This window comes from Acidovorax sp. GW835-FHT14B10 (assembly GCF_058793725.1).
On record NZ_JBXAGC010000001.1, the window covers coordinates 162250 to 175181 of the forward strand.

Genomic DNA, 12932 nt, shown 5'->3' on the forward strand with positions numbered 1-12932 from the left:
CCGCGCTACAGGCCGCTGTACGGCGTCAAGACCACAGAACTGGCAACGCCACACAAGATGTTTTCTGTGGTCGACCACAGAAAACATCGACTACCACGTCGAGCTCGATGGCCACTACTACTCGGTGCCCCACGCCCTGGTGGGTCAGACGGTGGAGCTGCGCATCACGGACGCCACCGTCGAAGTCCTGCACGGCAACAAGCGGGTGGCCGCCCACGCGCTCAATGGGCGCAAAGGCGCTCACACCACCACGCCTGAGCACATGCCGGCCTCGCACCGGGCGCACCTGCAGTGGACGCCGGCCAAGCTCATCGCCTGGGGCGAACGAATAGGTGCTGCCACCGCCGCCGTGGTGCGCTGGCAGATGGAGCACCGAGCGCACCCCGAGCAGGGCTACCGCTCCTGCCTGGGCCTCATGCGCCTGGGGCGTGAGTACGGGGCAGAACGGCTGGAGGCGGCCTGTGCACGGGCGCAGTCAATTCGCTCGCCGTCCTACAAGAGCGTCGCCTCCATCCTGAGTTGTGGCCTGGACCAGCGTCCGCTGGACACCCCCATCCCCATGCAGGTCAGCTTGCCGCTGCACGAGAACGTGCGCGGGCCGGGCTACTACCACTGAGACACGGAAATAGAGAAAGAACAAGCATGCTCAACGAACACACCCTCAACCAACTACGAGCACTGCGCCTGGACGGCATGGTGGCCGCCCTGAACGATGCCGCCATCCACATCACCGCCAGCGAGCTGCCCTTTGAACAACGCCTGGCCCTGCTGGTGCAGCGTGAGGTGGACTGGCGTGACAGCAAACGCCTGGAACGCCTGTTGAAAGCCGCCCGCCTGAAGGTCTCCGGCGCGTGCCTGGAGGACATCGACTGGCGGGGCAGTCGGGGCCTGAGCCGGGAGGTCATCACCAGCCTGGCCGGCGGCGACTGGCTGCGCCATGGTCACAATGTGCTGCTCACCGGCGCCACCGGTTGCGGCAAGACGTGGCTTGCTTGCGCGCTTGGGCAGCAGGCGGCGCGCCTGGGGTTCTCTGTTCTCTATGCTCGCGCGCCGCGCCTGCTGGAGGAGCTGCATGTGGCCCATGGGGACGGCAGCTTTGGCAAACGGCTGGCGCAACTGGCGCGGCTGGACCTGCTCATCCTGGACGACTTTGGCATTGCACCGATTGCCGCGCATGAGCGAAACGACTTGCTTGAACTGCTGGACGACCGGGTGGGCTCACGCTCGACGCACATCACCAGCCAGTTGCCGGTGACGGCCTGGCACGCCTGGCTGGATGAGCCCACGCTGGCCGATGCCATCCTGGACCGCATCGTGCACGGCTCGCACAAGATAGGTCTCAAAGGCGAGTCGATGAGAAAGCTGGCCAAGGCCGCCTGACCATCCCGCCCAAACGCCATTCCACGCTGATGGCGGACACTTCGGCTACGATTTGGGCGTCACTCAGGACATCCGCGCAAGGTGTCCGCCATCGCATGGAACGCTGTCCGCGATGGGAATGGAATCACTGTCCGCCATCAGTGGAATGCGCAAAAGCTCATGAGCTGCTGCAGCCACTGGCAGTCCAGCACATCGCTCTTGCGGCCCGAGACGTTCTTGACGTGGCGCGCGTTGACCAGCAACACCGTCAAGCCGCGCGATTCGAGCAGTTCGTACAGAGGAATCCAGTAGACCCCGGTGGACTCCATGGCCAAGGTGTCCACGCCGCAGGCGTCGAGCCAGTCGGCCAGGCGGTGCAGGTCGGCGGTGAAGCTGGCGAACTCGCGCACGGGCTCGTCGTCGCGGTCCGGTGGCACGGCTACGAAGTGCGCGGCGCTGCCGATGTCGATACCGGCGGCGTTGGGGTGGGTCAGAGAGATGGCCGCCTGTGTGGTGGGCCGCTTGTGTTGTGCCATGGCATCCTCCATCATGAGAAGTGGAACGTGACACCGGCTCGGGTACGTCGTCTTGATCACTCTCTCAAACGGGATGCCTGCGCCAGACCGAAGAGGCCTGGCACAGGCTCACCAATGTCGATGACGCAGCCCATGACCAAGCTCAGTCGCGGGCAATGTGTACCATTGCTGTGTCGGCCTTCGCCGGTGCTGCGTTCCACCTTCTCACATTGCGCGCGCCAACGCCAGGTGTTTCTTCGGAACGATTTGCGGCGCGGGCGGGCCGATTACTTAGTCTTACTGTGTCATAAATGGCATAATGCGATCTTCTCGACTTCGTGGCGGAGGATCGATGAATGCAGCCGAGCGCTTCGATCACTACCTGGAGCACCTGAGCAAAGGCCTGGGGCATGCAGACCGACACGCGGGCCTTCGTGGCTACTGCACCGGCTTGATGCTGCCGTTGGCTCGCAAGAGCGTGGAGCCCATGGCCGCACGTGTGGATCCGATGCACGCCAGCGCTCGGCACCAGGCGTTGCATCACTTCGTGGCCAAGGCCGAGTGGTCGGACACCCAGATGCTGCGTCGCGCGTGCCAGTGGGTGATGCCCAAGATGGACTTCAGTGAGGGCGGCTGGTGGATCATCGACGACACTGGATTCCCGAAGAAGGGTCGCCACTCGGTCGGTGTCACTCGTCAGTACTGCGGGGTGCTGGGCAAGCAGGACAACTGCCAGGTGGCCGTGAGCATCTCGCTTGCAAGCAATCAGGGCAGCCTGCCCGTGGCTTGGCAGTTGTATCTGCCCGAGGACTGGGCGGCCGATCCTGAACGCCGTGCCAAGGCCGGCGTGCCCGAGGAGGTGCGCTTCGCCACGAAGACGCAGATCGCGCTGCAGCAACTACGCGCGCTGCTCGAGGAGGGCGCGCCGCACCACTGCGTGCTGGCTGATGCCGGCTACGGTGTGGACAACGCCTTTCGCCAGGCGCTCAGCGACATGGGCCTGCTCTATGCGGTTGGCATCACCTCGGCCATCGTAGTCTGGCCACCCGGGCTGCAGCCGCTGGCGGCGTACAGCGGCCGGGGCCGCCCACCTGTGGTGCCTCGGCGCACTGCCGCCTTGCAGCCCATCAGCGTCAAAGCATTGGCGATGTCACTGCCAGCCCAGGCATTCCGGAGCGTTACTTGGCGCGAGGGAACCAATGCACCGCTGAACGGCCGCTTCGCGGCCGTGCGGGTGCGCCATGCGGGCGGCAATGTCGGCAAGGCGCGCCTGCGTCCCGAGCAATGGCTGCTCATCGAGTGGCCGGCCCATGAGGCTGAGCCGAGCAAGTATTTCCTGTCCACGCTATCCGAGGACGTCACCCTCGACGAACTCGTCGGCGTCGCCCACCAGCGCTGGCGCATCGAGCGCAACTATCAGGATTTGAAACAGGACTTCGGCCTCGGGCACTACGAAGGGCGAGGCTGGCGGGGGTTTCACCACCATGCCGCCTTGAGCATCGCGGCCTACGGATTCCTGATGGCAGAACGCCTCGTCGCCGACAAGCCTGTCGGCGGCAAAAAAAACTTCCTCGAACGCCAGATGCCTGCCCTTCCCGAGGATTACGTCCCCCGCGGCAGCCCTGCGCGCGCAGCGCCACGTGATGATCTCGATCACGACGCTGCGTTATCGGCTGAGCTATCAGCTGATCGCTCGTTTGGGGCGGTGCCCCTGCTGCGGCAGGGTAAGCACAAGGCTACTCTTGTGACATAGTAAGATTAGCTCAGTCCTAGATCGAGATCGCCAATCGCATCAGGTCGCGCCAGTGGCCTCGGTGTCGTCGTGTTCCCCGATAAACGGCGCGGGTGGCGGTCGATCCGGAGCCGTTCGGCTAAATCGCGGGGCCGGCGAAGGCTGCAGGACGCCGTCTCGCTCAAAGAAAGTTTCGCGAGCCGCGTTGTGCGGATGGCGGGCTGCCTCTTCCAGCGTCAGCACCGGTGCAAAGCAGACGTCGGTCCCTTCTAGCAAGGCACACCAGTGCGCGCTCGGTTGATTGCGGAAGATGTCGGTGATCTGGCGCTTGAGCGCCGGCCAGGCTGCCGGGTCGCGTTGCCGTTGAAATTTGGGGTCGCTGATGCCGAGCTTGTCCAGGAGCAGCGAATAGAACTGCGGCTCCAGCGAGGCAATCGAGATCCACTTTCCATCCGCGCACTCGTACGTGTCGTAGAAATGCGAGCCACCGTCCAGAAGGTTGGCCTGCCGTTCGTTTTTCCAAAGTCCCAGGGCTTTTAGGTCGCAGACGATCGAGGTGAGCAGGGCCGCACCGTCGGTGATCGCGGCATCAACCACCTGGCCCTGGCCGGAGGTGCGCGCTTCGAGCAAGGCGCAAACGATGCCGAACGCGAGCATCATGCCACCGCCGCCAAGGTCGCCGACCATGGCCGGCGGTGCCGCCGGCCCACCTTCTGCGCGTCCGATCATGCTGAGCGCGCCCGATAGGGCGATGTAGTTGATGTCATGGCCCGCAGCCTGTGCGAGCGGCCCGTCCTGGCCCCAGCCGGTCATGCGCCCGTACACCAGGCGCGGGTTGCGCGCGAGCAGCGCATCCGGACCCAGACCCAGCCGCTCCATCACGCCCGGGCGGAAGCCCTCGATGATGGCGTCCGCGCCATCAACCAGCGCCAGGACCCGCTGTACGTCCTCGGGCGACTTCAGGTCGACCGCCAGCGATCGGCGTCCGCGGTGCAGCACGCTGCGCCGGCCACTGGCCAGGAAGGCCCCTTGCCCGCGGTCCTTGCCCTTGTCGGCCTTGCGGTCCAGTCGGATCACGTCGGCACCCATGTCGGACAGCATCATCGCGCAGAACGGTCCGGGGCCGATGCCGCCGAACTCGATCACTTTCAACCCTTGCAGGGGACCACTCATTTGTCGTTACTCCTGAAACCGAATTTAAGCCACAGGCCAGCCGTCAGTTACCCCAGCCAGCGCTTTCGCCGCTTGTAGTGCTTGACCTCGCGAAAGCTCTTTCGCTCCCCCTCGCGGTCCAGTCCGAGATAGAACTCGCGTACGTCCTCGTTGTCGCGCAACGCCTGGGCCTGGCCTTCAAGCACGATGCGACCGCTTTCCATCACATAACCGTAGTCGGCAATCTCGAGGACCACGCGGGTGTTCTGCTCGACGATCAGGAGCGACAGTCCCTGCTCACGCAGGTGATGCAGCACGGCGAAGACGTCCTCGACCATGCGCGGCGCCAAGCCGAGCGAGGGCTCGTCGATCAGCATGAGTTTCGGCTCGGCCATGATCGCGCGCCCGATCACAAGCATTTGCTGCTCGCCGCCCGAAAGGTAGCCGGCGGTACGCTTGCGCAGTTCGGCCAGGCGCGGAATCGCCTGGTAGACGCTGTCCATCGCCCGGCGCATGGCCTGCGTCGAGGGGAACATGTGGCCGCCGATGATCAGGTTTTGCTCGACCGTCATGTGTTGCAGCACACGTCGGCCTTCCATGACATGGACCAGACCGCTGCGCACCACCGTCGCCGGGTCGTGCCCCTGAATCGGCCTCCCGTCGAAGGTGATCGCCCCCCCGGAGACGCGGCCGTCTTCCGAGTCGATGACGCCGGAGATGGCCTTGAGCGTGGTGCTCTTGCCAGCGCCGTTGGCGCCCAGCAGCGCAACGCAGCCGCCTTCGGGAATCTGCATGGACACGCCCTTGAGCGCCAGGATCACCTCGGCATACAGCACCTCGACGTTGGAAAGCGTCAGCACCGCCGGGGGGGCATGGGACGCGGCACCTTGATCCGGTGCGCCAGCAAGGGTTGTACTCACCATTTATTCACCATGGGCACGGTCACATCGCCAGCCGCCCGGACCACCTTGCCATCCTTCATCGTGGCAATGTTGACCTTTGAGGTGCCGGTCGGGAAGGGGGCGTCGTTGCTGAAGTCCATGCCCGGCAGCACACCCATCAGATCGTTGCTGGTGAACTGGCTGGCCAGCAGCGTCTCACGCACGGCTTCGCCGGTGACTTTGCCTGCGCCCTTGGCCTTGAGGGTGGCCTCGATCGCGCGCACGGCCACAATGCTTTGGCCCAGACCCATGATGGTCATTGCATTCCAGCCCGATTTCAGTCCGTGCTTTTCCTGCAACATGCGGTAGAACTTGCGCGCGGCCGTGTCGTCTTCGGTGGCATCGGCGATGGCGCCCACTTCGAAATCGTCGGCAAAGCCGTTCGGGTCGCCAAGTGCCTTGGACGAACCCACTACCCCGTTGTGCAGCGACAGCATGATCGGAACGTTTTTACCCAGTGCCTGTAACGCCCGTTTGGCGGCCACGGCCTGGGCGGTGTTGGTCTGGATCACGATCACGTCGGTGCCGGCGTTGACCAGGCGGCGCACCGGCAGTGTCAGGTCGGTCGGTTGCACCTCGGTCCAGATGGCCTCGACGAAGGTGGCCTTGTCGGGGTTGGCCTTGGTGTAGCTTTGCAGGCCCTTGGCCATGTCGGCATAGGCGGGTGTGGCTTCGGAGGTGATGATTGCCACCTTGACGGGACGCTTGTCCTGGAGTTTGGTGGCGCGGAACCATTCCAGGAAACCGGCCGCTTCATGGGGGTAGGTGGGGCGCAGGTTCAGAACCCATTGGTCGGGCTTCCAGCCGAAGCCGTAGGCGGCGGTGCCCATGAGCATGGGTACCTTGTCATCCGGCAGGCGCTGCTGCAGCGCAGCAGCATCCGGGCCGCCAAGGCCAAGCACGAGCACCGGTTTGAGTTCGGCCTTGATGCCGGGCCAGAGGCTGGCGGTTTGCGCCACGTCGTAGCGCGTGTCAAACGTTTTGACGGCGATCTGTACATTGAGCTTGCTGCCGACTTCCTTGTTCCACCACTCGATCACGGCGAGTCGCCCACCCTGCATCTGGGGCATGACGCTGGCGTAGGGGCCGGCGAAGTCGGCAATGGCGGCGACGTTGATCGTTGTCGTCTGCGCGTGGGCCGGCGCGTTCAGCAGCAGGCCGGTTGCCAGAACGGTTGTGAGTTTGAGAAAGGTGTTGCGTTGCATGGTTGTCTCCGGGCAGTGGTGGTGGTGAAGGTAAAAAGGCACTGAGACTCGCCGTGGTGAACGGGTTCAGTGATGAAACGGCCAGAGCCGATAGTTGGCTTTCAGGATGTTCCAGCGGTGCATCAGGCCTTTCGGTTCCAGCAGCAGGAACAGCGTGATGATGAGCCCGAGAAACACATTCATGCTGGCGAAGATCAGATCGCTGCTCAGGCTGGGGATGCGCTCGACCAGATCGGGCCCCAGACTGGTAATGGTCTCCTGCACGCCCCGGATGAGCACGGTGCCGATCAGCGCCCCGACGAGTGAGCCGAGCCCGCCGACGATCATCATGGCAATGAACCAGATCGAGTTGAACAGCGTGAACTGATCGACCGAAACATAACGCACCTGGTAGGCCCAAAGGGCGCCGCCAATGCCGGCGTAGAAGGCGCCCAGCACAAAGGCGCGCGATTTGGCGCCAGCCACGTCTACGCCCATCATGCCGGCAGCCACATCGTCGTCGCGCACGGCGACGAAGGCGCGCCCGTGGCGGCTGCGCAGGATGCCGAAAGCGCCGAATACCATCACCAGGGTGACGACCAGAAACAGGTAGTACAGGGAGCGGTCGGTGTTGAACACGTAGGCGCCCACCTGAGCCGGCTGCAGACTGAAACCATTGACGCCGCCGAGCCAGTCCGAGGGCAGATTCAGCACCATGAAGTGGAAGATGAACTGGGCCGCGATGGTGGTCAGCGCAAGGTAAAAGCCCTTGATGCGCGCCGCCGTCAAGCCAAACAGCCAGCCGGCCAGCGCTGCGACCAGCCCTCCCACCGGCACCGCCACCCAGAACGGCAGCCCGGCCTTGACCTCGATCACGCTGGCGGCGTAGGCACCGACCCCCATGAAGGCAGCCTGGCCCAGGTTGATCTGCCCGGCGTAGCCGGTGGTGATCTGCAGGCCGACCACCACGATGGAGGTGACCAGCATCAGGTTGGCTATTGCTACCAGGCGCGCCGAGGCGAACCAAGGGTAGATCAGCAGAATGCCGATGAACAGGGCCAGCGCGACCCACTGGGCACGCGTGCGGATCAGCGCGCGGTCACGTGCATAACTGGTGGAAAAAATGCCGGAGGGATCCATGGGTCAGACTCTTTCAATGCGTTTCCAGCCGAACATGCCGGTCGGACGGACCACCAGCACCACCAGCATGAAGATATAGGGGACGACGGCGGCGGCGTTGCCGCCGATCAGCGGGTCGATGTAGGCGGCCGTCAGCCCCTGCACGACCCCGACGATGATGCCGGCCAACAGCAGGCCGCCGATGGATTCGAGCCCGGCCAGCAGCGCCACCGGCAGGGCGGCGAAGCCGATCTCGGAGGACAGGACGGTCAGCGACTTGCCGCTCAGGTAGACCATCGAGGTGATGACCGACAGCACCCCGCCCAGCGCCCAGGCGAAGGCGATGGAGCGGCGCACGCTGATGCCCATGGCCAGCGCGATTTGGTGGTCTTCGGCCACTGCCGACATGGCCAGCCCGGTGCGGCTGCGGTTGAAGAACCAGTGCAGCGCCACCGCCGCCAGCACCGCGATGAGGCCACCGATGGCGAGCGAGCGCGGGATGATCATCTCGCCCAAGATGATGGGCGCCAGGGGAAAGATGGCGGGGAACTGACGCTCCTGCGGGCCCCAGATCACCAGCACCAGTCCTCGCATCAGGATCAGCAGCCCGATGGTGACCATGATCATCGAGAACACCGATTCGCCGATCAGGCGCCTGAACAGCAGCCGTTCAATCGCCAGCCCGATCAGCACCGAAATGCCCAGCGCGACGGCGATGCCCAGCACCGGATGCATGCCGCGCGACTGGATCGCCCACCACAGCAGGAAGGCACCCAGCACGATCATCTCGCCGATCGCCATGTTGAAGACCTTGCTGGCGCGGTAGATGACCACAAAGCCCATGGCGACCAGCGAGTACAGCAGGCCGAGCAGCGCGCCGTTGATTGTGTAGTTGATGAATTCGATGATCATGGTGTGAGCGTCTGGTCGATGTCGGTGGCCACTACGGTTGCCCGCAGCACGCCCTGGCGGCCGTCCTGATAGGTCACGGCGATTTCGCAGGCGATGTCGGCGGCGCCTGCATACAGGCCGTCAATCAGCGCCCGATAGCGCACCTCAAGAAACTCGCGGCGCAGCTTGCGCGTGCGCGTGAGTTCACCTTCGTCGGGGTCGAGTTCCTTCGGAAAATTGGCGAAACGCACCACGCGCGAGCCTTCGGGCAGCAGTTTGTTGATGCGGCGGATTTCGCCCTGCACCAGTTGCCGCACTTCGGGTCGCTGCGACAGATCGGTGAAGGTGGAGAAGGCGATGCGCCGCTCCTCGGCCCAGCGGCTGGTTACTGCCATGTCGATGTTGATCAGTGCGCCAACCCAGGGCCGGGTGGCGTCGCCCAGCACCATCACGTCCTTGATGAAGGGCGAAAAGCGCAGGCGCGTCTCGATAAACTGCGGCGGATACAGATGGCCGCTGGCGAGTTGGACCAAGTGCTCCAGCCGGTCCAGGTACACCAGTTCACCGCAACCGGTCTTGCGCACAGCGTCACCGCTGACGTACCAGCCGTCGCGCTGGATGGCGGCGGCCTTCTCGGGTTTGCCCCAGTAGCCGAGAAAGCCGGTGCCGCCGCGCAGGAGCAGCTCGCCGTTATCCTGGATGCGCGATTCCAGCGGTGCGCCGAAGGCAGGATCCACATCGAGCAGCGGGCCCACGGTTTCGAGGTCGTAACGCTCGCCGCGGTGGCCGGCAATCAGGCCGAATTCGGAACAGCCGTAGATGTTGCGCAGTGGCACGCCCATGGCGTGAAACAGCCGGAACACGTCGGGCGCCATGGCGGTGCCGCCAGAAACGGCGACCTTGCCGCGAATAAAGCCAAACTGGTCGCGCAGCGGATGAAGCACCAGCGCTTCGGCCAGCGGCAGCAGCAGCCGCGACAGCCACGGTGCCGTCCGCCCCTCGAGCCGCGCAACATGCACGTCGTGGCCGATGCGTATGCCCCAGCGGTAGATGCCGCGCGCAATCCAGTTCGCGGCGAGCATGCGCGCCTCGATGGTGGCGGCGATGTTCTCCCACTGGCGCGGGCCGAACAGCACGATGTGCGGCGCGAGTTCGCGCAGATTGGGCAAGACCTGGTCAGGACCTTCCGGGAAGCTGACCACCAGCGGCATGGTCAGCCCGAGTGTCACGCCCAGCAATTGCTCGGTGATCCAGGCCAGCGGCGTGTAGGACAGGTACTCCATGCCGGGCTTGATCGGAAGCGCGCTGCTCATGCGCAACGCGTTGTCCATCAGCCAGCGGTGACTGATCATCACGCCCTTGGGCTTGCTGGTGGTGCCGGAGGTGTAGGTCAGCAGTGCCAGATCGTCAGGGTGGCCGGCGGCGATTTCGCGTTCGAAGCGCTGCGGTTGCCGCTCGTGCTGGCGCCGCCCTTCGTCGGTCAAGGCATCGAAGGATTGCAGCAGCGGATGCCGGTACGACCACATGCCCGAGTTGTCCCAGTAAGCGATGCCCCGGATGTCGGGCAGCCGCTCCAGCAGCGCGAGCGCCTTGTCGACCTGCTCCTGATCCTGCGCGAAGATGAAGCGGGCCTGCGCGTCCTCGCAGAGGTAATGCAGTTCGTCGACGGTGGCGTCGGGGTAGACCGACACGGTTTTGGCGCCCAGTGACTGGGCTGCAAACAGAGCCCAGTAATGCTCGGGTTCGTTCTCGCCGATCACGATCGCGGTTTCGCCGCGCTGCAGGCCCTGCGCTGCTGCGCCAAGCGCCATGCTGCGCGTGCGCTCAAACACGTCGGACCACGTATAGCAGCGCCACACGCCTTTGCGCTTGACGCGCTGCGCCAGTCGCTGCGGATGTTCCTGGGTGTGGGCGAGCAACTTCTGTGGCAGGGTGAGTGCGGATGCCGGGGTGGGATGGTGCGCGCTCACTGAATTGCCCTTCGCGCTGTGCGCCGCGGTATTCGCCTTGGGAGCGGCCCGGCGGTTCATGCCGCTGCTCCCAGGTAGGCCTGAATCACGGCCGGGTCGGCTTGCACCTGCGCCGGCGTGCCGTCGGCGATCTTGCGGCCGAAGTCTAGTACCGCTACACGGTCGGCCAGATCCATGACCACCCCCATGTCGTGCTCGACCAGCACCACCGGGATGCGCTTGGCCTCACGCACATCGATGATGAAGCGTGCAAGGTCTTCCTTTTCTTCGGTGTTCATGCCGGCCATCGGTTCATCCATCAGCAGCACCTTGGGGTCCATCGCCAATGCACGGCCCAGGTCGACGCGCTTGCGAAGACCGTAGCCGAGTGCGCCCACCGGCTGGTGGCGGATGTTTTCGATTTCGAGGAAGTCGATGATTTCCTCGGCCGCTTCCCGGTGCAGGGTTTCTTCACGCTGGGTCCAGGGGAAATAGAGAAATGCCTGCGCCAGACTCGAGCGCATCTTGCAGTAGCGGCCGACCAGGATGTTGTCGAGCACGCTCATGTTGGAGAACAAATGGGTGCCCTGAAAAGTGCGCACCACGCCGTCGCGCGCGATTTCGTGCACCGCGCGGCCCTTGATGTCGTGCGCGCGGTAGTGCACATCGCCCTGTTGCGGCTGGTAAAAACCGCTCAGCACGTTCATCAGCGAACTCTTGCCGGCGCCGTTGGGGCCGATGATGGCCAGCAGCTCGTTGTCACGGACTTCGATGCCGACGTCAGCCAGGGCCGTCACGCCGCCGAATCGCAGCGTGACGTTCCGGGCCTGGAGCACCGGAACTTCACTGGCCCGGGCGATTGAGGAGGGGGAGGAAAGGGAGGCCATGGGTCAGGAGAAAGCATTGATGCCGGTCAGGGTGCGGCCAATGATGAGCTTCTGGATCTCGGTCGTGCCGTCGGGGATGGGCATCATGCGGGCGTTTCGGAACAACAGTTCCACCCCAAAGTCCTTGGTAATGCCGTTGCCACCATGAATCTGCACGGCTTTCGACGTGACGTTGACAGCCATCTCGGTGGCGTACCATTTGGCCATGGCGCTTTGCACCTCGCTGCGCACACCGTGGTCGATCAGGTTGAAGGCGCGGTAGACCAGTAACCGTGCGGCATCGAGTTCGGTGGCGGCTTCGGCCAACATCCCCTGGATCAACTGGTGGCCGCCGATCGGCTTGCCATGCTGGCGACGCTCCTTCGAATAGGACACCGCCTTGTCAAGCGCCGCCTGTGCGATTCCCACCGAGGTAAGGCCGACCATGGGACGCGCTTTCTCGAACAGCACCATCGTGTTCTTGAGGCCGGAGCCTGGCTCGATCATCATATTGGCTGCCGGTACGCGAACGCCGTCGAAGAAGAGCTGTGCGGTCGAGGTGCTGTTGAGACCGAGCTTGTCGATGTTGCGGCTTTCGTAGCCGTGTTCGGCGCGGTCGACCAGGATCATCGACAGGGCGCCAGAGCCTTCGCTCGACGTGCGCACGATGACCATGCAAAAGTCGGAGTAGTGCCCGTTCGAGATCCAGGTTTTCTCACCGGTAACGATGTAGTGGTCGCCGTCACGCTGGGCCCGGCAGGTGACTTCAGCCACGTTGGAGCCGACACCGGGCTCGCTGATGCCGCTGCAGGCGATGATTTCGGCGCGCACCATGCGCGGCAGGTACTTCTCGCGCATGGCGGTGTTGGTGCACACCTCCAGTGAATAGGCGCCGAGCTGCTGAATCAGCAGCGAGATCGCCACGTCGCCGGAGATGCGCGCGAGCTGCTCGTACATCAGCGCATAGGTGAGCCAGGGCATCCCCATGCCGCCGTATTGCTCGGCGATGATGCCATTGCCGCCCATGCCGTAGGGCAGCATTTTCTGGAAAATTTCGAGCATCAGCTCTTTTTCAATCAGCTTGTCGGGCTGGTAGCGTTCGACGATCGGGCGCAGTTCGTTTTCGAGGAAGCGTGTGAAGCCTTCGACGGCCATGCGCTGCTCTTCGGTGGGCAGGAAGTTCATGGAGGACATCTCTTCAGGTCAAGGTTGACGGCGCAGCAG

10 protein-coding genes and 2 pseudogenes are annotated in these 12932 nt (G+C 64.2%); 3 read left to right on the forward strand and 9 right to left on the reverse strand.

The window, feature by feature from the left end:
- Positions 1–82 precede the first annotated feature (82 nt).
- Positions 83–616: pseudogene (locus AC1Q5S_RS00730) on the forward strand (Mu transposase domain-containing protein); the annotation flags it as partial.
- A 26-nt stretch (positions 617–642) separates the two neighbouring features.
- Positions 643–1380 carry an IS21-like element helper ATPase IstB gene (gene istB / locus AC1Q5S_RS00735; RefSeq protein WP_060985442.1) on the forward strand — a complete coding sequence of 246 codons (738 nt, stop codon included), beginning with the start codon at positions 643–645 and terminating at the stop codon, positions 1378–1380.
- Positions 1381–1532: 152 nt separating this feature from the next.
- Here istB and AC1Q5S_RS00740 read toward each other — a convergent pair.
- Positions 1533–1895 (reverse strand): annotated as a pseudogene (locus tag AC1Q5S_RS00740) (IS110 family transposase); the annotation flags it as partial.
- A 331-nt stretch (positions 1896–2226) separates the two neighbouring features.
- Here AC1Q5S_RS00740 and AC1Q5S_RS00745 point away from each other — a divergent pair.
- The gene (locus AC1Q5S_RS00745) at positions 2227–3627 is read left to right on the forward strand and encodes an IS701 family transposase (protein WP_060985443.1); all 1401 of its coding nucleotides are present in this window, start codon (positions 2227–2229) and stop codon (positions 3625–3627) included.
- Between the two features lie 39 nt (positions 3628–3666).
- On the opposite strand, the gene AC1Q5S_RS00750 is transcribed toward AC1Q5S_RS00745, so the two are convergent.
- From AC1Q5S_RS00750 to AC1Q5S_RS00785, 8 genes are all read right to left on the reverse strand, one after another.
- Complete coding sequence (locus AC1Q5S_RS00750; RefSeq protein ID WP_060985444.1) at positions 3667–4779, reverse strand: CaiB/BaiF CoA transferase family protein; 1113 nt, start codon at positions 4777–4779, stop codon at positions 3667–3669.
- Between the two features lie 47 nt (positions 4780–4826).
- Positions 4827–5681, reverse strand: coding sequence for an ABC transporter ATP-binding protein (locus AC1Q5S_RS00755; RefSeq protein WP_133156855.1), 855 nt, complete (start codon positions 5679–5681; stop codon positions 4827–4829).
- A complete protein-coding gene (locus tag AC1Q5S_RS00760; protein ID WP_060985446.1) occupies positions 5675–6904 on the reverse strand; it encodes an ABC transporter substrate-binding protein in 1230 nt (409 codons plus the stop codon). The genes AC1Q5S_RS00755 and AC1Q5S_RS00760 overlap by 7 nt, the downstream gene beginning before the upstream one ends.
- A gap of 66 nt (positions 6905–6970) precedes the next feature.
- Positions 6971–8023 (reverse strand): branched-chain amino acid ABC transporter permease, encoded by a 1053-nt coding sequence (locus AC1Q5S_RS00765; protein WP_060985447.1) that lies wholly within the window; start codon positions 8021–8023, stop codon positions 6971–6973.
- 3 nt (positions 8024–8026) lie between these two features.
- Entirely contained in the window at positions 8027–8914 is an 888-nt protein-coding gene (locus AC1Q5S_RS00770) for a branched-chain amino acid ABC transporter permease (protein ID WP_207959151.1), read from the reverse strand.
- Positions 8911–10923 (reverse strand): AMP-dependent synthetase/ligase, encoded by a 2013-nt coding sequence (locus AC1Q5S_RS00775; protein WP_296335096.1) that lies wholly within the window; start codon positions 10921–10923, stop codon positions 8911–8913. Before AC1Q5S_RS00775 ends, AC1Q5S_RS00770 begins: the two co-directional genes overlap by 4 nt.
- Positions 10920–11729 carry an ABC transporter ATP-binding protein gene (locus AC1Q5S_RS00780; protein WP_060985448.1) on the reverse strand — a complete coding sequence of 270 codons (810 nt, stop codon included), beginning with the start codon at positions 11727–11729 and terminating at the stop codon, positions 10920–10922. Before AC1Q5S_RS00780 ends, AC1Q5S_RS00775 begins: the two co-directional genes overlap by 4 nt.
- Before the next feature lie 3 nt (positions 11730–11732).
- Positions 11733–12893, reverse strand: coding sequence for an acyl-CoA dehydrogenase family protein (locus tag AC1Q5S_RS00785; RefSeq protein WP_082753266.1), 1161 nt, complete (start codon positions 12891–12893; stop codon positions 11733–11735).
- Positions 12894–12932: the final 39 nt, after the last annotated feature.